Here is a 20,062-nt window from a genome sequence, read left to right on the forward strand (position 1 = left end):
GTCATGACACGCAAGACCGAACGGTCCGTGCAGGAACTGTACCAGGACGACCCGGAGCGTGCCGATGCCATGGCCTTCGGCCGCCGTGGCGCACTGAAGGGCGCCGCGCTGGCGGCCATGGGCGGTGCGGTGGGCGCCGCCATTCCCTTGGGCGGCAACATGCCGCCCGGCACGCTGCCCGCCCTGTTCGGTCGCCCCGCCGCGGCGCAGGGCGCCGGAGGGGCTGCCGCCGGCCCGCAGATGATGCGCATCGACGGCAAGGTGGAGATGATCCTGCAGGGCGACCGCCCCCTGGTTCTGGAAGCGCCCGAGACGATCCTCGATGACGCCGTCACGCCCAACGACAAGATCTTCGTGCGCAACAACGGGCAGATTCCGCCCGTGGCCGAGAACGCGGATTCCTGGAAGGTGACCATCGACGGCGAGGTGAATGCGCCGCTCGAACTCAGCGTGGTCGAGTTGCGGAGCCGTTTCGAGAATGTGACGCGTGAACTCCAGATGGAATGCGGCGGCAATGGCCGCGCGCAGTTCGCGCCGCAGACGCGCGGCAACCAGTGGGGCAATGGCGCCATCTGCAACGCGTCCTGGACCGGCGTGCGCCTGCGCGACGTCCTGCGCGCCGCCGGCGTGAAGGATGGCGCGAAGCACACCGGCCATTACGGCGCGGACCCGCATCTCTCCGGCACGGAGGACCGCCAGGCGATCAGCCGCGGCATGCCTGTCGAGAAGGCGATGGACGAGGACACGCTCATCGTCTTCGCGGTGAATGGCGGGCCCATCCCGCATATCAACGGTGCGCCGGTTCGCCTGCTGGTGCCGGGCTGGCCGGGCAGCCTCAGCCAGAAATGGCTGACCCGCGTGACCCTGCTGAACGAGCCGCATCGTGGCCAGGGGATGGGTGGCACCAGTTATCGCGTGCCGGTCACGCCCATCGTGCCGGGCAGCAGCAATGACGGCGCCAGCTTCCGCGACATGACCAGCATGCCGGTACGCTCCATCCTGTCCTCGCACGCGCATGGTACGCGGTTGGCGGCGGGCACGCGCAGCCTCGACCTGCGCGGTGCCGCCTGGGCCGGCGACCACACGGTGCGCGCGATGCACGCCAGCGTGGATTTCGGCGCGACCTGGACGGAGATGCAGGTGGCAGACCCCGCCAATCGCCACGCCTGGCAGCGCTGGCAGGGCCGCGTGGCGCTGCCTTCCGACGGCTATTATGAAGTGTGGTATCGCGCGACCGACAGCGAGGGGCGGATGCAACCCCACGCTCCGGCCAATTGGAACCCGCAGGGCTATGGCGCCAACGCCATCGGCCGCGCCGCAGTCCTGGTGGGCTGATGCGCAAGACGCTTGCCTTTCTGCTGCTGCTGGGTGGGGGCGTGGCCCTCACCCAGATGCCCGGCACCCAAGCGCCCATCCTGCGCGCCGCCTGGGCGCAATCCGCCAGCCTGGATGCTGCGACGCAGCCGGCGGAGGAGCCCTCCGTCCTTCCGGCGGGCGAAGGGCAGGAGGAGGTGTTCTACGCCTGCACCGCCTGCCACAGCACCGCGATCATCCGCCGCAGCCGCTTCAGCCGCGAGCGCTGGGACGAGTTGATGACCTGGATGACCGAGGTCCACGGCATGAATCCGCTGGAAGGCGAGGAGCGCACGCTGATCGTGAGCTACCTGGCCCAGCATTTCGGTCCGGCCCAGGCCCCCGCGCGGGGGCGCAACCCCTTCCTGAACTAGCTCAGCGTTTCGCGCCGCCATGCCCCACCGCGGGGCCGGGCGGCGCGGCGCCGGGGTCCTTTGGCGTCTCGGCCGGTTTTTGGGCCGGGCCGTGCACGGCTGGGCCGACCGGGGCGGGGCCGGGGTCGGGCTTGCCGTCGCTGTCGCTGGTGGAGGCGCCGCCGCCGCGTTCCTGGGTGCTCATCGGGATGTTTCCTTCGCGTTCGATCCGGTTCCCAACGCCCGTCCAGGCCGCCGGTTTTCCGGGGCACCGTTGACGCGCGGCCGCCGCGGCGGCACGAACCCCGAAACCTGTCGAGGAACCCGACCATGGCCGACGCCTTCATCTGCGACGCCGCCCGCACCGCGATCGGCCGCTACGCCGGCGCGCTGAAGGATGTGCGCCCCGACGACCTCGGCGCCGTGCCGATCAAGGCGCTGATGGCGCGCAACCCGGGCCTCGACTGGGCGGCGGTGGAGGATGTGATCTTCGGCTGCGCCAACCAGGCGGGCGAGGACAACCGCAACGTCGCGCGCATGTCCGCCCTGCTGGCCGGCCTGCCCGAATCGATTCCCGGCGCCACCGTCAACCGCCTGTGCGGCTCCGGCATGGATGCCGTCGGCATCGCCGCGCGTGCCATCAAGGCGGGCGAGGCCGAGCTGATGCTGGCCGGCGGCGTGGAGAGCATGACCCGCGCCCCCTTCGTCATGGGCAAGTCGGCGGAAGCCTTTGGCCGCGCCGCGGAGATCTACGACACCACCATCGGCTGGCGCTTCGTGAACCCGAAGATGAAGGCCGGCTTCGGCATCGATTCCATGCCGGAGACGGCGGAGAACGTCGCGCAGGATTTCCAGGTCTCGCGCGCCGACCAGGACGCCTTCGCCTACCGGTCGCAGCAGCGCGCCGGCAAGGCGCAGGCCTCCGGCCGCTTCGCGCAGGAAATCGTGCCGGTCTCCATCGCGCGCCGGAAGGGCGACCCGGTGATCGTGGACCAGGACGAGCATCTGCGCCCGGACACCACCATGGAGGCCCTGGCGAAGCTCGGCACGCCGTTCCGCAAGGATGGCGGCAGCGTCACCGCCGGAAATGCCTCCGGCGTCAATGACGGCGCCTGCGCCATCCTGGTCGCCAGCGCGGAGGGTGCGCGCAAGCACGGGCTGACGCCGCGGGCGCGGGTGGTGGCGGCGGCCACGGCCGGCGTGGCGCCGCGCATCATGGGCTTCGGCCCGGCGCCGGCGGTGAAGCGCGTGCTGGCCAAGGCGGGCCTCAGCCTTTCCGACATGGCTGTGATCGAATTGAACGAAGCCTTCGCCGCGCAGGCGCTGGCGGTGACGCGCGATCTCGGCCTGCCGGATGATGCGGCGCATGTGAACCCGAATGGCGGCGCCATCGCGCTCGGCCATCCGCTCGGCATGTCCGGCGCGCGGCTGGTGCAGACGGCGGTGCAGGAGCTGCACAACCGTGGCGAGCGCTATGCGCTGGTCACCATGTGCATCGGCGTCGGCCAGGGTATCGCCATGGTGCTCGAGCGCGTCTGAGGTCTGGTGACTCAGCGCGCCTGAGGCGGGACGGGCCAGCTCGCGGCCCGTCCACACGGCTTCCCGGCGGCCGCCATCGAATGTTAGATACGTTATGTCATCAGGTGGGGAGCCGGGATGTTTTTGCACCTGGGGGATATTGTCGTGCACGCCGCGGTGGAGGGGCCCACCGAGGCGCCTCCGCTACTGATGCTGCATTCCATCGGCACGACGATGCAGGTCTTCGAACCGCAGGTCGCCGTGCTGGCGCGCACGCATCGCGTGATTCGCATGGATCTGCGCGGCCACGGCCTCACCAGCGTGACCGACGGCGACTACTCGATGGAGTTGCACGCATCGGATGCGCTGGCGCTGCTCGATGCGCTGGGGGTGCGTGAAGCGCATGTGCTGGGCATGTCGATCGGCGGGCGAATCGCCATGCAGCTCGCCGCCATGGCGCCGGAGCGTGTGCTGTCGCTGATGCTGATGGACACGGCGCTGGAATTCCCGCCGCCGCAGGCCTGGCAGGATCGCATCGACGCGGTGCGCGAGATCGGCACCGAGGCGCTGGTCGAGGTGGTGATGCCGCGCTGGGTGGTGGACCCGTCACTCGCCTCCTCCCAGGGCATGCGGCAGATGCTGCTGCGGACGGATCGCCGCGGCTATGCCGGTTCCGCCGCCGCGCTGCGCGATGCGCGCGCCGCCCAGGTCGCCGGGCGCATCGCCTGCCCGACCACGGTGATGGTCGGCGACCGCGACGTCGCCACCCCGCCCGAACTGGCGAAGGAGGTGCAGGCCGCGATCCCTGGCAGCCGCTATGTCGAGATCAGCGAGGCCGGTCATTTGCCGACCCTGGAACGCGCGGACCAGGCGACCGCCGCGATCCTGGAGCATTTCGCAACCCTCGCCCCCGCCGCGGGCCGGGATGCCGGCCTCGCCATCCGCAAATCCGTGTTGGGGGAGGCGCATGTGGCCCGCGCCAGCGCCAACGTCACGGCACTCGACGCGCCGTTCCAGGACTGGATCACCGCCAATGTCTGGGGCGGCATCTGGACCCGCCCGGGCCTGACGCGCCACACCCGCAGCCTGCTGTGTATCGGCATGATGGCCGCGCTCGCCCGGCACGAGGAACTGGAACTGCACCTCCGCGCCACACGCAACACCGGCGTGACGCCGGAGGAGGTGGGCGAGGTTTTGTTGCAGGTGGGCGCCTATGCGGGTGTGCCGACGGCGAATGCCGCGCTTAAGATCGCGAAGGCCGTCCTCAAGGAAGAATAGGCAAATGCCAGACCCCATCCCCTTCCGCCGCCCGGACCCGGCGACGCAGCCGCCCTATGACGCGCCGGAATACGGCAGCACGCATAAGCGCCATCCGAAGCAGAAGCTGGTGGTGGTCCCGCATACGCTGACCGAGACGAGCGGCCCGCGCTTCGACCCCGCCTTCTACCCGCCGCAGGTGGACATGTCCCAGGTCGGCGGGCGTGCCGCGATGGGGGAGCGGATCATCGTCGCCGGCCGCGTGACGGATGAGGATGGCCGGCCGCTGCGCGGCGCGATGGTGGAGGTGTGGCAGGCCAATTCCTCCGGCCGGTATCACCACCCGCGCGACCAGCATGACGCGCCCCTCGATCCCAATTTCGAGGGACGTGCGCGGTTGTTCACCGATGCGGAGGGCCATTACAGCTTCACCAGCATCAAGCCCGGCGCCTATCCCTGGCGCAACCACGCCAATGCCTGGCGGCCGATCCATATCCATTTCGGGCTGCATGGCGCGGGCTTCGCGCAGCGCATGATCACCCAGATGTATTTCCCCGGCGACCCGCTGCTGCCGCTGGACCCGGTGTTCAACTGCACGGCGGATGAGGCCGCGCGCAACCGGCTGGTCTCGAGCTTCGACCTGGATATCACCCAGCCGGAATGGGCGCTGGGCTACCGCTTCGACATCGTGCTGCGCGGCCCGGCCGCCACGCCCTTCGAGAACACGCCATGACCTACACACCGGCCACGGCGAGCCAGACCGCCGGCCCCTACTGGCACATGATCGACTTCCCGGAATGGGCCGACCTGCTGCGGCCCGGCGGGCCGAATGCGGGCGTGGCGGGGGATCGTATCACGCTGGTCGGCCGCATCACCGATGGCGATGGCGCGCCCTGCGTCGATGCGCTGGTCGAGATCTGGCAGGCAGGTCCCGATGGCGCCTATGACGCCGGCTTCCACGGCTTCGGCCGCTGCGCCAGCAACGAGGACGGCGTGTTTCGCTTCACCACGCTGAAGCCGGGCGCCGTGCCGGGCCTCGGCAATGCGACGCAGGCGCCGCATATCGTGGTGACCATCTTCGCGCGCGGTCTGATGAAGCACGTCGTCACCCGCGCCTATTTCGCGAATGAGGCGCTGAACGCGGCCGATCCGGTGCTGAACCTGGTGGACCCCGCGCGGCGGTCCACGCTGATCGCGCAGCCGGAGGGGGAGGGCACCTGGCGGCTGGATATCCGGCTGCAGGGCGGGGATGAGACGGTGTTCCTCGACGTATGACCGTCTCCCCCGGTGATGGGCCGGTCTTCGGCGCGGTCTTCGGCAGCGATGCGATGCGCGCCATCATGGGGGAGCGCGCCTTCCTCCAGCGCATGCTGGATGTGGAGGCGGCGCTGGCCCGCGCCGAGGCGCGGCTCGGCCTGATCCCGGCGGAGGCCGCCTCCGCCATCACCGAAGCGGCGCGGGTCGAGATGCTGGATATTCCGGCACTCGCCGCGGCCACCCGCAACACCGGCTTCGCCGTGGTCGGGCTGGTGAAGCAGCTATCGGCCGCCGCCGGGCCGGAAGCCGGGCGCTGGACCCATTGGGGCACCACCACCCAGGACATCACCGACAGCGCCTTCGTGCTGCAGATGCGCGATGCCTTCGCGCTGATCGAGGCCGATCTGGACCGGCTGATCACCGCCCTTGCGCGGCTGGCGCAGGCGCATCGCGGCACCGTCATGGCCGGCCGCACCCATGCGCAGCAGGCACTGCCCATCACCTTCGGGCACAAGGTGGCGCTGTGGCTCGACCCGATGATCACCATGCGGGAACGCCTGGCCCAGGCCCGGCCGCGCATGCTGCGGCTGCAATTCGGCGGGGCGGCCGGCACGCTGGCCTCGCTTGGCACCGATGGCCTGGCGGTGCAGCGGGAACTGGCGTTGGAACTCGACCTGGCGGTGCCGGCCATCCCCTGGCATGTGGCCCGCGACGGCATGGCGGAGGCCGCCTGCTGGCTCGCCATGCTCACCGGCTGCCTGGCCAAGATGGCGACCGACATCATGCTGCTGATGCAGTCCGAGGTCGCGGAAGCCTCGGAACCCGCCGCGCCCGGCCGTGGCGGTTCTTCCGCCATGCCGCAGAAGCGCAACCCGATCGCCTGCGAATACGTCATCGCCCAGGCCCGCAGCGCGCAGACGCTGGTGCCACAGGTGCTCGGTGCCATGGCGCATGAGCATGAGCGCGGCGCCGGAGGGCAGCAGGTGGAGCAATTGGCCCTGCCGCAGATCTTCCTCTACGCGCATGGCGCGCTGAACCAGGCGCTGCTGCTGGGGGAGGGGCTGGTGGTCGATGCCGCGCGCATGCGCCGCAACCTGGACGATTCGCGCGGGCTGATCGTGGCGGAGGCGGTGATGATGGGTCTGGCGCCGCTGCTCGGCCGCAACCCGGCGCATGACGTGGTGCACGCGGCCTGCGACGTGGCGATGGCGGATGGAATCACCCTGGATGACGCCCTGGCCCGCGATCCGCGCGTCGCCGCGCATCTGGATGCCGCCGGCATCGCCCGGCTGACCGACCCGGCCAACTACCTCGGCGCCGCGCCGGCCTTCATGGACCAGGTGCTGGCGCGCCTGGGCTGATTATCGCAGCAGTTCACCGATCGCCTCCGCGGCACGTGCCACGGTGAACGGCTTGGCCAGGAAGGGCGCACCCGGCAGCCCGCGCCCCGGCTCGGCCGCGCCGAAGCGGCCGGAGGCATAGAGCACCGGCAGCGTGGGCCGCAGCTGCCGTGCCGCATGCGACAGCTCGAAGCCATCCGCGCCCGGCAGGTTGATGTCGGTCAGCAGCACATCGATTTCCGGCCGGCGTGCCAGCATGCCCAGCGCGGCCTCGGCATCCTCTGCCTCCAATACGCAAAAGCCGGCATCGGTCAGCCCCTCGACCAGGGTCATCCGAACCAGCGGGTCATCTTCGACCAGCAGCAATGTCTGCGGCCCGGGCTGCATGTGATTCCATCCTCCAGCGCGGAGGCTAACCACACGGCGGAGGGAAAGAGGTTACTCGCAGGCGGCACGACTGCGTGAGTTGCCCCGATCACACCATGCTGTGTCCCGCGGCGGCGTCCCGGCCGCCTGCGGCAGGGCGGCGGGGCGGCGCTTTCGCATTGCACAAGACCCTTGCCTAGGCGGCCCGACACGCCATACAGGGCATCATGCCTCCCAAAGACATTGCCATTATCGGTGCCGGCCTCGCGGGCCTGGCCTGTGCCAAGACCCTTGCCGCCTATGACGTTCGGCTGCGGCTGTTCGACAAGGGCCGCAGCCCGGGTGGGCGGATGACGACGCGGCGTGTCGAGGCCGGTGGGCACGTGCTGAACTTCGACCACGGCGCGCAATACCTGACCGCGCATGGTGCCGCCTTCGCCGCCGTCCTGGATGCGGCGAACGCCCAGGAATGGCCGGATGCCGGGCGCCGCGTCGGCGTGCCGCGCATGTCCTCGGTTCCCCGCGCGCTGGCGGAGGGCATGGATATCGACCTAATGCGCCATGTCACCGCCATCACCGGCGGGCCGGGTGCCTGGCATGTGCACCATCTGGATGCGCGGCTGGTCCGCCCCGGCCGGCCCTTCCCGACCCAGGCGCCGGAGGTGGAGGGTCCGTTCGATGCGGTGATCCTGGCCCTGCCGGCCCCCCAGGCCCAGGCGCTGCTGGAAGGCCCGGCGCCGCATCTGGCCGCGGTGCTGCAATCCGTGCGGTTCGAGCCCTGCTGGACGCTGATGCTCGCCTTCCCCGAACGCCTGCCGCTGCCGGATACCATCCGGCTGCATCAGGGGGCGATCGGCTGGGCGGCGCGGGACAGTTCAAAGCCCGGCCGCGATGCCAGCCTGGAGCTGTGGGTTGTGCAGGCCGGCCCGGAGTGGTCGCGGGAGAATCTGGAGCTGACGGCGGAGGAGGCGGCGGCCAGGCTGCTCGAGGCCTTCGCCGGGCTGGCGGCGGAACAGGTCCCCGGGGCGGCGCTGCCCGCGCCCTTCTATCAATCCGCCCATCGCTGGCGCCATGCGCTGGTGGAAGCACCGCTCGGCGCGCCCTGCCTCTGGGACGCCTCGCTGGGGCTGGGGGCCACGGGCGACTGGTGCATCGGGGCGCGGGCCGAGGCGGCGGTGGACAGCGCCGGCGCGCTGGTGGCCGCGATCCGGAGCACATGAGCGAGGCGCGCGACCTTGATGCCACGCTGGCCGAGGCGTTCCGCCTGATCGCCCGCGGCGTCGCCGACCGTCGCCACCCGTTCCACACCCCAACCCTGGCCACGCTGGCCGCGGATGGCGCGCCATCGGCCCGCACCGTGGTGCTGCGCGGCTTCGAGGCGGCCACGCGGCAGCTTCGCATCCACACCGACCGGCGCGCCGCCAAGGTGGCGGAACTGACTGCCCAGCCGCGCGCCAGCCTGCATATGTATGATCATGGCGCCGCCGTGCAGCTTCGCCTGTCCTGCCTGGCGACGCTGCATGCCGATGACGCGGTGGCCCAATCCGGCTGGGCCGCCAGCCGCGACTTCAGCCGCATGTGCTACGCGATTCAGCCCGCCCCCGGCACGCCCTGCGCGGAGCCGCCGCCGGCACCTGCCGATGCCGAGGCCGGGCGGCCGAATTTCTGCGTGGTGCTGCTGCGGATCGACCGGCTGGAATGGCTGCATCTGGCCGCTGCCGGGCACCGGCGGGCGCATTTTGCCTGGTCGGGACCGGGTGGTCCCGAGTCCGGCTGGCTGGTGCCGTGACGGCCGGGCCTTCCTGCATCCGCCGGATTTTCGCGGGCGCGCGATCCGGCCTAGTCTCACACCGCACAGGGCCACTTCCCGCACCGCTGCGCCCATCAGCCAGGAACTCATGATCGCCACCGAGACCATCACCGACGAAATCCTCCGCCAGACCGCCCTGCGCGGTCCGGAGAAAAGCATCTGTCCCAGCGAGGTGGCCCGCGCCCTGGCGCCGGAGGAGGATGCATGGCGCCGGCTGATGGGGCCGATCCGCGCCGCTGCCATCCGCCTCGCGCGTGCCGGGCGGATCGAGGTGCTGCGGAAGGGCAAGCCGGTCGGCACCGATACGGCGATTCGCGGCGTGATCCGCCTGCGCGCGGCGGCCAACCCACCCGCGGTGCCCGGCGCCGAGACGGACGACACGGCATGAGCCAGGCTGCGATGATGCGGGGCCGCGGCACCGCCGGCCTGCCAGCGGCCGCGCCGGTGGATTTCAGCCGCCTGGTGCTGCCCGCCTCCCCCAACGCCTGCCTGCTGGCCCCGCCAGCGATGACGACCCAGCCGCATATCGCCCAACCCTTGCTGCCGGTCTCGCCCGAGGCCGCCTGGGCGGCGCTGCGGATGCTGGGGGAGGCCGAGCCGCGTTGCTGGAAGATGGCGGAATGGCCGGAAAAGCGGCAACTGCAATGGGTGGTCCGCACCCGGCTCGCCAATTTCCCCGATCTGGTGAATGGCCAGGTGGTGCCGCTGGTGGGTGGCTCGGGCATCTTCCTGTATTCGCGGAGCCTGCTCGGCTATTACGATTTCGGTGTGAATCGGCGCCGCATCGCTGCCTGGCGCGCCCGGCTGGATGAGGCACTGCGCGCCGGCTGACCCTTTTGGATACCGCCACCCATGCGCCGCCTCGGCTCCTTCCTGCGTGATGCCTGGGCGCTGACGCGCCCCTACTGGACCAGTGAGGAAAGGGGCAAGGCCCGGCTGCTGCTGGCGGCGGTGGTGGTGCTGAACCTGTCGCTGGTCGGTATGACGGTGGTGCTGACCTACTGGCAGCGCGCCTTCTACAACGCGCTCGAGGAGAAGGATGCCGGCACCTTCTGGTCGCTGATCTTCCTGGGCGGGGAGGCCGGGGGCACCTGGTTTCCCGGCTTCGCGATGCTGGCGGCGGCCTATATCCTGATCGCGGTCTACCAGCTTTATCTCAAGCAGGCCTTGCAGATCCGCTGGCGGCGCTGGCTGACCGGGCGCTATCTGGATGAATGGCTGGCCGAGCGCGCCTATTACCGCATTGCGCTCACGGATGCGCAGACCGACAATCCGGACCAGCGCGTGGCCGATGATCTGCGGCTGTTCGTGGATGACACGCTGAGCCTGGGTCTCGGGCTGATGTCGAGCGTGGTGACGCTGTTCTCCTTCATCTTCGTGCTGTGGTCGCTGTCCGGGCCGCTCGAGGTGCTGGGCGTCTCAATCCCCGGCTACATGGTGTGGGTGGCGATCCTGTATTCGCTGCTCGGCACCTGGCTCGCCCATCTGATCGGCCGGCCCCTGATCCGGCTGAACTTCCTCCAGCAGCGGGTGGAGGCGGATTTCCGCTACGCCCTGGTGCGGCTGCGCGACAATGTGGAGGGCGTGGCGCTGCACAATGGGGAGGCGGATGAGAAGCGCGGCCTGCTGGCGCGCTTCCATGCGCTGACGACGAATTGGTGGGCGATCATGACCGCCACCAAGCGGCTGACCTTCTTCACCGCCGGCTATTCGCAGGTGGCCAGCATCTTCCCCATCGTGGTGGCGGCGCCGGCCTATTTCGCCGGCACCATCCCGCTCGGCGGCCTGATCCAGACCAGCAGCGCTTTCGGCCAGGTGCAGGGCGCGCTGTCCTGGTTCGTCGAGAGCTATGCGCGGCTGACCGAATGGCGTGCGACGGTGGAACGACTGACCGGCTTCCAGCTTGCCATCGCCACCGCGCGCGCCACCGCCGCCGGACCGCAGCCGGTGGCGGGAAGCGGCGAGGCGGTGACGATGGAGGGGGTCACGCTCAGCCTGCCGGATGGGCGGGTTCTGGTGCAGGATGCGGCCTTGCGGCTGGAGAAGGGGGAGGCGGTGCTGATCTCCGGCGCCTCCGGCGGCGGGAAGTCCACGCTGTTCCGCGCGCTGGCCGGGATCTGGCCCTTCGGTTCGGGCACCGTGCATGTGCCGGCCGGCGCGCGCGCGCTGTTCCTGCCCCAGCGGCCCTACCTGCCGCTGGGGTCGCTGCGCCGCGCCGTCTGCTACCCGCTGGACGCCACGGAGGTGCCGGATGCCGATGTGCGCGCTGCGCTGGAGGCGGTGGGGCTGGTGCGGCTGCTGGACCGGCTGGATGTGGAGGATGTCTGGGACCGCCGGCTTTCGGGCGGCGAACAGCAGCGCCTGGCCTTTGCACGCGCCCTGCTGGTCAGGCCCGACTTCCTGTTCCTGGACGAAGCCACCGCCAGCCTGGACCCGGCGGCGGAGGCGGCGATGTACCGGCTGGTGACGCAAAGGCTGCCGCAGGCGGGCATCCTGTCCATCGCGCATCGCCCGGCCGTGGCGGCGTTCCACGGCCGGAGCCTGGTGATGGCGGAGGGGCGGCTCGCGGCGGGGTGAGGCCGCGGCTTGCCGCCTGACCGAAGTCGCACTACGTTATAATATAACATAGCAGTCGGCGCACCCATGCTCATCGAAGGCTTCGCCCCGCGGGAGGGTCCCCCCGCCGGCCCAGATCAGCCCGCCAGCAACCTCGCCGGCGCTGCGCCCCAGGTCCTCGCCGGCATCCAGCAGCCCGGCACCAGCATTGCCATCTGGGCGCGGCGTCTGCCCGGCAACCTGATCCGCGACCTCGCGGGTCTCGCCGCCTGCGCGCCTTTCGCGGTCACGGTGGAGGATGCGCCGGATGAGGCGGTGGGGCGCATGGCGGAGGGTCTGCCGCAGCCGGCGCCGATCGACCTGCTGCTGGATGTGCTGCACCTGGCCCGCATCTTCACCCACGTCACCCGGGCGGATCGGCTGCGGCTGCGGCTGGAGGCGCTGGACGGTCCCGGCTGCCATCGCTGGCATGCCGATGCGATCGGGCTTCGCCTGCTCTGCACCTATCGCGGCCCCGGCACCGAATGGCTGGCCCTGCCCGGTGGCGCGCGCGCGGCGCGGATGCTGCAGGACGGGCCGCCGCCGCCCGCCAACCGGCTGAATACCGGGGAGGTCGCGCTGCTGAAGGGCGAGGGCTTCCCCGGCCATGCCGGCCAGGGCTGCATCCACCGCTCGCCACCCCGCGCGCCCGGCGCCCCGCCGCGGCTGCTGCTTTGCCTCGATGAAGCGGGAAGGATCCCACTCGAATGAACAAGCTGCCCGTCACCGTGCTGTCCGGCTTCCTCGGCGCCGGCAAGACCACGTTGCTGAACCATATCCTCGCCAATCGCGAGGGCCGCCGCGTCGCCGTCATCGTCAACGACATGTCGGAGGTGAATATCGACGGCGCGCTGGTCGCCAATAGCGGCAGCCTGTCCCGCACCGAGGAACGGCTGGTCGAGATGTCCAATGGCTGCATCTGCTGCACCCTGCGGGAGGATCTGATGATCGAGGTGACGAAGCTGGCCCGCGATGGCCGCTTCGACGCGCTGCTGATCGAGAGCACCGGCGTGGGCGAACCCATGCCGGTGGCGGCGACCTTCGATTTCCGCACGGAGGATGGTTTTTCCCTGTCCGACATCACCCGCATCGACAGCATGGTGACCGTGGTCGATGCGCCGGCCTTCCTGCGCGACTACGGCTCCGCCGACAGCCTGGCACGGCGCGGGCTGGGCACCGGGGAGGAAGACACGCGGCTGCTGGTGGATCTGCTGGTGGAGCAGGTGGAGTTCGCCGATCTGCTGGTGCTGAACAAGGCGGATCTGATGACGGAGGCGGAGCTTGGCCGGCTTTCCGGCCTGCTCGCCACCTTCAACCCGGGGGCGGCCATCATTTCCTGCAGCCATGGCAGGGTGCCGGTGGGCCAGGTGCTGGATACCGGCCGCTTCGACTTCACCCGCGCCAGCCAGGCGGCCGGCTGGGCGCAGGCGCTGGCCGGAGGGCATCTGCCGGAATCCGAGGAATTCGGCATCACCAGCTTCGTCTGGAAGGCCCGCCGCCCGCTGCACCCGGCGCGCTTCAAGCGGCTGATCGAGGGCGACCTTCCCGGCGTGGTGCGGGCCAAGGGCTTCTTCTGGCTCGCCACCCGCATGCCATGGGCCGGATCCTGGCAATTGGCCGGCGCGGTCGGGCGGCATGAGGCGGCGGGCTTCTGGTGGGCCGCAACCGACCCTGACCGCTGGCCGGAGGAACCGGAATGGCGCGACGGCGTGCAGGCGAATTGACAGGAGCCCTATGGCGACCGGCGGCAGGAAATCGTCTTCATCGGCATCGGCATGAATGAGGCCGCGCTGCGCAAGCAGCTCGACGCCTGCCTGCTCACGGACAAGGAGATGAAGGGCGGCGTGCGCGGCTGGGCCAGGCTGTCGGACCCGTTCCCCACCTGGCGCCAGCAGGGCTGATCAACTCAGGGCGTTGACCAGCCACAGGCTCAGCGCCGGAAAGGCCACCAGCAGGCCGAGGCGCACCAGATCCATCGCGAGGAAGGGCATCACCCCGCGATAGATCCGCGCCATCGGCACGTCCTTCGCCAGGCCGGAGACGACGAAGACGTTCAGCCCGATCGGTGGCGCGGTCAGCCCGATGCCGACCACCACCAGCACCAATATGCCGAACCAGATCGCGGTTTCTTCCGTCGTCAGGCCGAAATCCAGCGCGGTGATGACGGGGAAGAACACCGGCAGGGTGAGCAGCATCATCGCCAGCTCATCCATCACCGCGCCGAGCACGATGTAGCAGAGCAGCAGGATGCCGAGCACCGCATAGGGCGGATAGTCCTGCTCCGAGATCCACAGCCCCAGCAGGTCCGGCGCCTGGGTCAGCGCCAGGAAGGCGTTGAAGATTTCGGCGCCGAGCAGGATAGCGAAAATCATCGCCGTGGTCTCGGCGGTGGCGAACAGGCTTTCGCGGATCTGGCGCGGCGCCAGCGTGCCGCGCAGCACGCCCACGGCCAGCGTGCCGATGCAGCCGATGGCCGCACTTTCGGTCGGCGTGAAGATGCCGCCATAGATGCCGCCCACCACCACCACGGCAATCAGCAGGACGGGGATGACGTTGAGGAAGGCGCGGCGGCGCTCCGCGGCGCTCGGCGCCTCCCCCGGTGGGCCGAGCGCCGGACGGAAGCGCACCATCAACGCGATCGCCAGCATGTACAGCGCCATCGCCAGCACGCCCGGGATCAGCGCCGCCATGAACAGCTTGGCGATGTTCTGTTCCGTGCTGATCGCATAGATTACCAGGATGACACTGGGCGGGATCAGGATGCCGAGCGTGCCGCCGACCGCGATGGTGCCGGTGGCGAAGCCGGGGTCGTAGCCATAGCGCCGCAGCTCCGGCAGCGCCGCGCGGGCGAAGGTGGCGGTGGTGGCGACCGAGCTGCCGCAGACCGCGCCGAAGCAGCCGCAGGCGCCGATCACCCCCATCGCCATGCCGCCCGGCTTGCGCCCGATCAGCGCATTGGCAGCCGCGAACAGATCCCGCGCCAGCCCGCCCCGTTCCGCCAGCGCGCCCATCAGGATGAAGAGCGGAATGACGGACAGCGTGTAGTTGGCGAACAGATGGTAGGGCGTGGTCTTCAGGTAGTTGCTGAGCGTGGTCCAATCCAGGATGTGGACATAGCCGCCCATGCCGACCAGCAGCATGGCCAGCCCCACCGGCGCGCGGAGTGCGATCAGCGCCAGCAGCACGCCGAAGCCGGTCAGCGCCAGGGCGAATTCAGGCGCCATCAGAAGCGCCCGCGCAGCAAGCGCAGCGCCCAGGCCAGCGCCGCCACCCCTGTCATCGCGAAGGCCAGCGCGCCGATGGCGACGGCCCACCAATAGGGCAGGGCGAGCAGCCCGATGGTCCGCATGCCGTTGCGCAACGTCTCGATCGCGCCGAGCGTCATTCGTTCGGCAAGCCACAGCGTCACCGCCGCCCAGACCAGCATCCAGAACCCATCCACCACGCCGGCCGCGCGGCGTGGCAGCCAGTTGGTGAAGGTGTCGACCAGGATGTTGGCGCGCATCAGCGTGCCATAGGCAAGGAAGCCGAACACGCCGACGCCGCTGGCGATGGAGACGATCTCGAAATCGCCACGAATCGGCTGGCTGGTGAGCCAGCGCAGGATCACGCTGATGGTGGTGACCAGCGCCGCCACCAGCAGCGACACGCCGCCCAGGAAGGCCAGCGCACGGGCGGCGAAGCCGATGGCGCCGCCCGGCGCCGCGTTATCCCGCATCGGCCGGCGCTCCTGCTTTCGGCCGGCCCGGAATGGATCAGGCGCCGTGCTTGGCGATCAGGCCGCGCGCATCGGCCAGCAGCGCCGCGCCGTCGAAGCCCCGCTCCCGCGACCCGGCAATCCAGTTCTCCACCACCGGGCGGGTCGCCAGCATCCAGCGTTCCTTCTCCGCCGCGGAGAGCTGCACGATGGTGTTCTGGCGCCGGCGTTCCACCTGGGCGCGGACGACGGGGCCCTGTTCGTCCCAGGGCTTGGCGGCCATCTCGGCGGCAGCCATGCCGGAATTGGCGTCCAGCACGGTCCGCAGTTCGGCCGGCAGGGCGGCGTATTTCGCCTTGTTCATCGCGAGGATGAAGCTGGCCGTATAGAAGGTGGGGGTGCCGAGGATCTCGGTGTGGTTGGTCACCAGCTCCTGCAACCGGATGGAGGGCACCACCTCCCAGGGCACCACGGCGCCATCGATCACGCGCTGGGACAGGGCTTCAGGCACCTGGGGGATCGGCAGTCCGATCGGCGCGGCGCCGAGGGCGCGCAGCGCCTCACCCGCCTGGCGGGTCGGGAAGCGCAGCTTCAGGCCGCGCATATCCTCCAGCCGGTTGACCGGCATGTTGGCGTGGATGACGCCGCCATCATGCGCCCAGACGACGATGGGGTGCACATCGGCGAATTCGTCGCGCAGATGCGTCTGGTAGAATTCCTGGCAGGCCAGCGCGTTGGGGCGGGCGCGCGGGTCCGCCACGAAGGGCAGCTCGAACACCTCCACCCGCGGGAAGCGGCCGGGGGTGTTGCCGGGCAGGGTCCAGACAATGTCCACCACCCCGTCCCGCGCCTGGTCGAACAGCTGCGGCGGGGCGCCGCCGAGCTGCATCGAGGGGAAGATCTGCACCCGCAGCTTGCCCTCCGACTCCGCCTGGATCTTCTGTGCCCAGGGCATCAGGAAGTGCCGGTGCACATTGGCGACCGGCGGCAGGAAATGGTGCAGGCGGAGCGTCACCTCCTGCGCCTGGGCGCTGCGCACCAGCGCAGGCGCGGCGAGCGCGGAGGCCCCGAGCAGAAGGAGTTTGCGGCGTTGGACGGTCATCGATGCAGGCCCCCCGATTCCATCCGTGCTGCGAGGTCGCGCCGGATGATTGGGGCGAGTGTGGCCTGCCGCGCCGGATTCAAGCAAGGCGCAGCGCAGCGGCCTTGGCACTGACCGTGGCGGCATCGTCGCCGGGGCGATAGATGGCGCTGCCGATGCCGAAGCCGGCGGCGCCGGCCGCGCGCCAGGCGGGGATGTTGCCGGCATCGATGCCGCCCACCGGCAGCACCCGCGTGCCCTTCGGCAGCACCGCGAGCAGCGCCTTCAGCATGGCGGGCGAGCCGGCCTCGGCCGGGAACAGCTTCAGCCCATCGGCGCCCGCCTTCAGCAGCGCGAAGGCCTCGCCGGGGGTGAAGAAGCCGGGGACGCAGATCATGCCCTCCGCCTTCGCCGCGCGGACCACGGCCGGGTCGGCATGTGGCGTGACGATGAGGCGGCCGCCGACGGCGGCGATGCGCGCGCAATCGGCCGGGTCCGTCACGGTGCCGGCGCCGATCAGCGCATCCTCCCCGAATCGGGTGGCGAGGATGCGGATGCTCTCCAGCGGCTCGGGCGAATTCAGCGGCACTTCCAGCACCGCGATGCCGGATGCGACCAGCGCCTCCCCGATCCCGATCGCCTCCTCGGGCCGGAGGCCGCGCAGGATGGCGACCAGCGGGCAGGCGGCGAGCCAGTCCTTCAAACCCATTGCAGGCTCCTGCCGATATGCCGCAGCCCGGCCGCGACGAGGTCCGGATCATGCCGCGTGACCGCGATGCCATGCTGCGCCAGCGCCGCGGCGTAGAGCGCGGTGAGGCCGGCGGCACCGGCCAGGTGCACTTCGCGGACGCCCTGCGCCGCGGCCGCGATCTCATGGCCGATCAGCAGGCCGGACAGGAAGCTGCGGGTTTCCGCCTGTGCCAGCTGGTCCATAAGATGCAGCGTGCGCGCGCCGAACAGATGGTGCAGCAGCCCGCCCGGCTGGCGGGCGCGGGCGACGCCGCGGGCGAAGGCCTCCGGCACATCCGGGCCATCCGTGCTGGTGCGCGCCAGGATGGTGTGCTGCGAAAGTGCCGCGAAGGTCTCGCCGGTCATGTGGGTGGCGAAGCCGGTGACGCGCCCGCCCTCCAGCCGCGCCCATTTGCTGTGGGTGCCGGGCAGGCAGGCCAGCGCCGTGCCGATCGTCTCGGCCAGCGCCACCAGCTTGGTCTCCTCGCCGCGCATCACATCCGGGATGCCTGCGGCATCCTCGGTGGTCAGGCCCGGCACCAGGCGCAGCTCGGCGCCCTCGAAGGGGATGGCGATGGTGGCAGCGGCGATCTCGGCGGGGCCAGCGGGGCAGCGCAGATAGGGTGCCTCCACCCAGCCCTGGCGGCTGCCGACCATGCCGCAGAGAAGCACGCGGGTTTCGCCGGCTTCGAGCCAGGGGCCAATCGCCTCCCGCAGCGCCGCGGGGAAGCCGCCCTCGGCCACGGTCAGGATGCCGCCGGGCCGGTCGATTCGCGCCGATGGTGCGCCCGCGGCGCCAATCCGGTAGGCGCGCAGGCTCGTCGTGCCCCAGTCGACGCCGATCATTCCCGATTCCGTATCCCGTCCCGCCCCTGTCCTGCGCCCGACGCCGGGCGCGTGCAAGGGGGGGGGAACGTCAGACGCCGGCGGCGCTGAGCTGCTGGTCGTTCTGCCCGCGCATGGCCCAGCCGGTGGTGCGGTTCTCGATGGCCACCGCCGCGACATACATGGCCACGCCCATCACCGCCGTCACGATCAGCCCGGCGAAGACCAGCGGCACGTCGAAGCGGGAGGAGGCGAGGATCATCAGGTGGCCGATGCCCTTATTGGCCGCCACCGTCTCCGCGATGATGGAGCCGACGAAGGCCACGGTGATGGCGATCTTCAGCGAGGCGAAGAAATACGGCATCGCCCGCGGCAGCCCGACCTTGCGGATGATGTCCGATGGCCGGGCGCCGAGCGCGCGCAGCACGTCCCGCACCTCCGGCTCCACCGTCGCGATGCCGGTGGCGACATTCACCACGATGGGGAAGAAGCTGATCATGAAGGCGGTGATCACGGCGGGCACCGTGCCGATGCCGAACCAGATCACCAGGATCGGCACCACGGCCACCTTCGGCACGGAGTTGAAGCCGATCAGCAGCGGATAGAGTCCGTGGTACAACAGGCTGGAACTGCCGATGGCGATGCCGAGCAGCAGGCCGAAGATGACGGCCAGGCCGAAGCCGATCAGCGTGGTCATCAGCGTCTGCCAGCTATTGTCCAGCAGCGGCACCCACCACTTCACCATGCTCTGCGCGATGGCCGATGGCGCCGGCAGCACGAATTGCTGCACGTTGAAGGCGTGCACCCCGGCCTCCCAGACCGCGAACATGCCGATGATGACCATCCAGGGCAGCCAGGCCTGAAGCCGGCGGCGGCGGCGCTGGGCGATTGCCATGGCCTGCAGGCGGCGCATCGCCTCCGGCGACATGCTGGGGTCCGCCACTGCGGTGCGCCGCGTTGGGGTCGGCGCGGGGGCGGCTGCGGGAATGGCGGCGTCACTGGCCATGGACGACCTCCTCGCCCTTGCGGGCGGCGCTGATGTGTTCGCGCAGATCATGCACGAGGGAGACGAATTCCGGCTTGTAGGTGGTCTCCAGCGTGCGCGGCCGCGGCAGTTCCACCACCCGTTCCGCGATGATCCGCCCGGGGCGGGAGGACATGACCAGCACGCGGTCGGCCAGGTAGGCGGCTTCCCGCAGGTCATGCGTCACCAGGATCACGGTAGGCTTGCGCGCCATCCAGACCCCCTGGAGCACGGCCCAAAGATCCTCGCGCGTGAAGATGTCGAGCGCCGCGAAGGGCTCGTCCAGCATCAGCAGCGCCGGTTCATGGATCAGCGCGCGGCACAGGCTGGCGCGCTGCTGCATGCCGCCCGAAAGCTCATGCGGGAATTTCTTGTCGAAGCCGCCGAGGCCGACCAGCTTCAGCAGGTCCTGCGCCTTCGCCTCATACATGGCGCGCTGGCGGCGCAGCTGTCGGCGGTGCGGCTCCACCACCTCCAGCGGCAGCATGACGTTGTCCAGGATGTTCCGCCACGGCAGCAGGGTGGGGTTCTGGAAGGCCATCCCGGCGATGGAAAGCGGGCCATCCACCTCCTGCCCCGCCACCAGCAGCGTGCCGGCGGTGGCGGGCCACAGGCCGGTGACCAGCTTCATCAGCGTCGATTTGCCGCAGCCGGAGGGGCCGACGACGGCAATGAACTCGCCCTTGCCGACATCCAGCGTCGCGTTCTGCAGGGCGAGCGTGCCCTCCACGCCGCCATAGCGCATGGCGACGCCGCTGATCTCGACGAAAGGTCGCTCCATCAGATTTCCCCGGCCCTTCCTTGGCGCGACGGATCGCGCACAGGAGTGTGTGCGACAGCCAAGGCCCCCGGCGCAA

Annotated in this window: 22 protein-coding genes and 1 pseudogene; 14 read left to right on the top strand and 9 right to left on the bottom strand. The window is 70.4% G+C overall.

What is annotated here, in order from left to right:
- Positions 1-3: 3 nt before the first annotated feature.
- Both Q8S40_RS17565 and Q8S40_RS17570 read left to right on the top strand, forming a co-directional pair.
- Positions 4-1,335, top strand: coding sequence for a sulfite oxidase (locus tag Q8S40_RS17565; protein ID WP_305671399.1), 1,332 nt, complete (start codon positions 4-6; stop codon positions 1,333-1,335).
- Positions 1,335-1,727, top strand: a complete 393-nt coding sequence (locus Q8S40_RS17570; RefSeq protein WP_305671400.1) for a cytochrome C-552 — start codon at positions 1,335-1,337, stop codon at positions 1,725-1,727. Before Q8S40_RS17565 ends, Q8S40_RS17570 begins: the two co-directional genes overlap by 1 nt.
- Position 1,728: 1 nt before the next feature.
- Here Q8S40_RS17570 and Q8S40_RS17575 read toward each other — a convergent pair whose 3' ends face one another.
- Complete coding sequence (locus tag Q8S40_RS17575) at positions 1,729-1,911, bottom strand: hypothetical protein (RefSeq protein WP_305671401.1); 183 nt, start codon at positions 1,909-1,911, stop codon at positions 1,729-1,731.
- Positions 1,912-2,036: 125 nt separating this feature from the next.
- Between Q8S40_RS17575 and pcaF the strand changes: the two genes are divergently transcribed.
- The 5 genes from pcaF to pcaB all read left to right on the top strand — a co-directional run bounded on the left by pcaF (position 2,037) and on the right by pcaB (position 7,099).
- Positions 2,037-3,245 carry a 3-oxoadipyl-CoA thiolase gene (gene pcaF, locus Q8S40_RS17580; protein WP_305671402.1) on the top strand — a complete coding sequence of 403 codons (1,209 nt, stop codon included), beginning with the start codon at positions 2,037-2,039 and terminating at the stop codon, positions 3,243-3,245.
- 117 nt (positions 3,246-3,362) lie between these two features.
- Positions 3,363-4,502, top strand: coding sequence for an alpha/beta fold hydrolase (locus tag Q8S40_RS17585; RefSeq protein WP_304807199.1), 1,140 nt, complete (start codon positions 3,363-3,365; stop codon positions 4,500-4,502).
- Positions 4,503-4,506: 4 nt separating this feature from the next.
- Complete coding sequence (gene pcaH, locus Q8S40_RS17590) at positions 4,507-5,214, top strand: protocatechuate 3,4-dioxygenase subunit beta (protein ID WP_305671403.1); 708 nt, start codon at positions 4,507-4,509, stop codon at positions 5,212-5,214.
- Complete coding sequence (gene pcaG / locus Q8S40_RS17595; protein ID WP_305671404.1) at positions 5,211-5,756, top strand: protocatechuate 3,4-dioxygenase subunit alpha; 546 nt, start codon at positions 5,211-5,213, stop codon at positions 5,754-5,756. The genes pcaH and pcaG overlap by 4 nt, the downstream gene beginning before the upstream one ends.
- Positions 5,753-7,099, top strand: coding sequence for a 3-carboxy-cis,cis-muconate cycloisomerase (gene pcaB, locus Q8S40_RS17600; RefSeq protein WP_305671405.1), 1,347 nt, complete (start codon positions 5,753-5,755; stop codon positions 7,097-7,099). The genes pcaG and pcaB overlap by 4 nt, the downstream gene beginning before the upstream one ends.
- Here pcaB and Q8S40_RS17605 read toward each other — a convergent pair whose 3' ends face one another.
- Positions 7,100-7,465: a response regulator gene (locus tag Q8S40_RS17605; RefSeq protein ID WP_304807192.1), complete on the bottom strand. Its 366-nt coding sequence runs from the start codon at positions 7,463-7,465 to the stop codon at positions 7,100-7,102.
- A gap of 206 nt (positions 7,466-7,671) precedes the next feature.
- On the opposite strand from Q8S40_RS17605, the gene Q8S40_RS17610 reads away from it, so the two are divergent.
- The 7 genes and pseudogenes from Q8S40_RS17610 to zigA all read left to right on the top strand — a co-directional run bounded on the left by Q8S40_RS17610 (position 7,672) and on the right by zigA (position 13,750).
- Positions 7,672-8,664 (top strand): NAD(P)/FAD-dependent oxidoreductase, encoded by a 993-nt coding sequence (locus tag Q8S40_RS17610; RefSeq protein WP_305671406.1) that lies wholly within the window; start codon positions 7,672-7,674, stop codon positions 8,662-8,664.
- Positions 8,661-9,233 carry a pyridoxamine 5'-phosphate oxidase family protein gene (locus Q8S40_RS17615; protein ID WP_305671407.1) on the top strand — a complete coding sequence of 191 codons (573 nt, stop codon included), beginning with the start codon at positions 8,661-8,663 and terminating at the stop codon, positions 9,231-9,233. Before Q8S40_RS17610 ends, Q8S40_RS17615 begins: the two co-directional genes overlap by 4 nt.
- Positions 9,234-9,342: 109 nt before the next feature.
- Positions 9,343-9,642: a DUF3253 domain-containing protein gene (locus tag Q8S40_RS17620; protein WP_305671408.1), complete on the top strand. Its 300-nt coding sequence runs from the start codon at positions 9,343-9,345 to the stop codon at positions 9,640-9,642.
- The gene (locus tag Q8S40_RS17625; protein WP_305671409.1) at positions 9,639-10,085 is read left to right on the top strand and encodes a DUF1499 domain-containing protein; all 447 of its coding nucleotides are present in this window, start codon (positions 9,639-9,641) and stop codon (positions 10,083-10,085) included. The genes Q8S40_RS17620 and Q8S40_RS17625 overlap by 4 nt, the downstream gene beginning before the upstream one ends.
- Before the next feature lie 21 nt (positions 10,086-10,106).
- Positions 10,107-11,831: an ABC transporter ATP-binding protein/permease gene (locus Q8S40_RS17630; protein WP_305671410.1), complete on the top strand. Its 1,725-nt coding sequence runs from the start codon at positions 10,107-10,109 to the stop codon at positions 11,829-11,831.
- A gap of 66 nt (positions 11,832-11,897) precedes the next feature.
- A complete protein-coding gene (locus Q8S40_RS17635; protein WP_305671411.1) occupies positions 11,898-12,560 on the top strand; it encodes a DUF1826 domain-containing protein in 663 nt (220 codons plus the stop codon).
- Positions 12,557-13,750, top strand: a pseudogene (gene zigA / locus Q8S40_RS17640) (zinc metallochaperone GTPase ZigA). Before Q8S40_RS17635 ends, zigA begins: the two are co-directional and overlap by 4 nt.
- Here the strand turns inward: zigA and Q8S40_RS17645 are convergent.
- From Q8S40_RS17645 to Q8S40_RS17675, 7 genes are all read right to left on the bottom strand, one after another.
- Positions 13,751-15,073: a TRAP transporter large permease gene (locus Q8S40_RS17645; protein WP_305671412.1), complete on the bottom strand. Its 1,323-nt coding sequence runs from the start codon at positions 15,071-15,073 to the stop codon at positions 13,751-13,753.
- Positions 15,073-15,567, bottom strand: coding sequence for a TRAP transporter small permease (locus Q8S40_RS17650; protein ID WP_305671413.1), 495 nt, complete (start codon positions 15,565-15,567; stop codon positions 15,073-15,075). The genes Q8S40_RS17645 and Q8S40_RS17650 overlap by 1 nt, the downstream gene beginning before the upstream one ends.
- A gap of 37 nt (positions 15,568-15,604) precedes the next feature.
- The gene (locus Q8S40_RS17655) at positions 15,605-16,648 is read right to left on the bottom strand and encodes a TRAP transporter substrate-binding protein (RefSeq protein ID WP_305671414.1); all 1,044 of its coding nucleotides are present in this window, start codon (positions 16,646-16,648) and stop codon (positions 15,605-15,607) included.
- Between the two features lie 79 nt (positions 16,649-16,727).
- Positions 16,728-17,336 (bottom strand): 2-dehydro-3-deoxy-6-phosphogalactonate aldolase, encoded by a 609-nt coding sequence (locus Q8S40_RS17660; protein WP_304807169.1) that lies wholly within the window; start codon positions 17,334-17,336, stop codon positions 16,728-16,730.
- Positions 17,327-18,202 (bottom strand): 2-dehydro-3-deoxygalactonokinase, encoded by an 876-nt coding sequence (locus tag Q8S40_RS17665; protein ID WP_305671415.1) that lies wholly within the window; start codon positions 18,200-18,202, stop codon positions 17,327-17,329. The genes Q8S40_RS17660 and Q8S40_RS17665 overlap by 10 nt, the downstream gene beginning before the upstream one ends.
- Positions 18,203-18,272: 70 nt before the next feature.
- The gene (locus Q8S40_RS17670) at positions 18,273-19,187 is read right to left on the bottom strand and encodes an ABC transporter permease (protein WP_371136854.1); all 915 of its coding nucleotides are present in this window, start codon (positions 19,185-19,187) and stop codon (positions 18,273-18,275) included.
- Positions 19,177-19,986, bottom strand: coding sequence for an ABC transporter ATP-binding protein (locus tag Q8S40_RS17675; RefSeq protein ID WP_304807165.1), 810 nt, complete (start codon positions 19,984-19,986; stop codon positions 19,177-19,179). The genes Q8S40_RS17670 and Q8S40_RS17675 overlap by 11 nt, the downstream gene beginning before the upstream one ends.
- Positions 19,987-20,062 lie beyond the last annotated feature (76 nt).

This window comes from Falsiroseomonas sp., from assembly GCF_030695085.1.
In the GTDB taxonomy this organism is placed as follows: domain Bacteria; phylum Pseudomonadota; class Alphaproteobacteria; order Acetobacterales; family Acetobacteraceae; genus Falsiroseomonas.

Coding starts and splice junctions, on each gene's coding strand:
- Q8S40_RS17565 (WP_305671399.1), top strand. CDS start 4: ATGACACGCAAGACCGAACGGTCCGTGCAGGAACTGTACCAGGACGAC.
- Q8S40_RS17570 (WP_305671400.1), top strand. CDS start 1,335: ATGCGCAAGACGCTTGCCTTTCTGCTGCTGCTGGGTGGGGGCGTGGCC.
- Q8S40_RS17575 (WP_305671401.1), bottom strand. CDS start 1,911: ATGAGCACCCAGGAACGCGGCGGCGGCGCCTCCACCAGCGACAGCGAC.
- pcaF (WP_305671402.1), top strand. CDS start 2,037: ATGGCCGACGCCTTCATCTGCGACGCCGCCCGCACCGCGATCGGCCGC.
- Q8S40_RS17585 (WP_304807199.1), top strand. CDS start 3,363: ATGTTTTTGCACCTGGGGGATATTGTCGTGCACGCCGCGGTGGAGGGG.
- pcaH (WP_305671403.1), top strand. CDS start 4,507: ATGCCAGACCCCATCCCCTTCCGCCGCCCGGACCCGGCGACGCAGCCG.
- pcaG (WP_305671404.1), top strand. CDS start 5,211: ATGACCTACACACCGGCCACGGCGAGCCAGACCGCCGGCCCCTACTGG.
- pcaB (WP_305671405.1), top strand. CDS start 5,753: ATGACCGTCTCCCCCGGTGATGGGCCGGTCTTCGGCGCGGTCTTCGGC.
- Q8S40_RS17605 (WP_304807192.1), bottom strand. CDS start 7,465: ATGCAGCCCGGGCCGCAGACATTGCTGCTGGTCGAAGATGACCCGCTG.
- Q8S40_RS17610 (WP_305671406.1), top strand. CDS start 7,672: ATGCCTCCCAAAGACATTGCCATTATCGGTGCCGGCCTCGCGGGCCTG.
- Q8S40_RS17615 (WP_305671407.1), top strand. CDS start 8,661: ATGAGCGAGGCGCGCGACCTTGATGCCACGCTGGCCGAGGCGTTCCGC.
- Q8S40_RS17620 (WP_305671408.1), top strand. CDS start 9,343: ATGATCGCCACCGAGACCATCACCGACGAAATCCTCCGCCAGACCGCC.
- Q8S40_RS17625 (WP_305671409.1), top strand. CDS start 9,639: ATGAGCCAGGCTGCGATGATGCGGGGCCGCGGCACCGCCGGCCTGCCA.
- Q8S40_RS17630 (WP_305671410.1), top strand. CDS start 10,107: ATGCGCCGCCTCGGCTCCTTCCTGCGTGATGCCTGGGCGCTGACGCGC.
- Q8S40_RS17635 (WP_305671411.1), top strand. CDS start 11,898: ATGCTCATCGAAGGCTTCGCCCCGCGGGAGGGTCCCCCCGCCGGCCCA.
- Q8S40_RS17645 (WP_305671412.1), bottom strand. CDS start 15,073: ATGGCGCCTGAATTCGCCCTGGCGCTGACCGGCTTCGGCGTGCTGCTG.
- Q8S40_RS17650 (WP_305671413.1), bottom strand. CDS start 15,567: ATGCGGGATAACGCGGCGCCGGGCGGCGCCATCGGCTTCGCCGCCCGT.
- Q8S40_RS17655 (WP_305671414.1), bottom strand. CDS start 16,648: ATGACCGTCCAACGCCGCAAACTCCTTCTGCTCGGGGCCTCCGCGCTC.
- Q8S40_RS17660 (WP_304807169.1), bottom strand. CDS start 17,336: ATGGGTTTGAAGGACTGGCTCGCCGCCTGCCCGCTGGTCGCCATCCTG.
- Q8S40_RS17665 (WP_305671415.1), bottom strand. CDS start 18,202: ATGATCGGCGTCGACTGGGGCACGACGAGCCTGCGCGCCTACCGGATT.
- Q8S40_RS17670 (WP_371136854.1), bottom strand. CDS start 19,187: ATGGCCAGTGACGCCGCCATTCCCGCAGCCGCCCCCGCGCCGACCCCA.
- Q8S40_RS17675 (WP_304807165.1), bottom strand. CDS start 19,986: ATGGAGCGACCTTTCGTCGAGATCAGCGGCGTCGCCATGCGCTATGGC.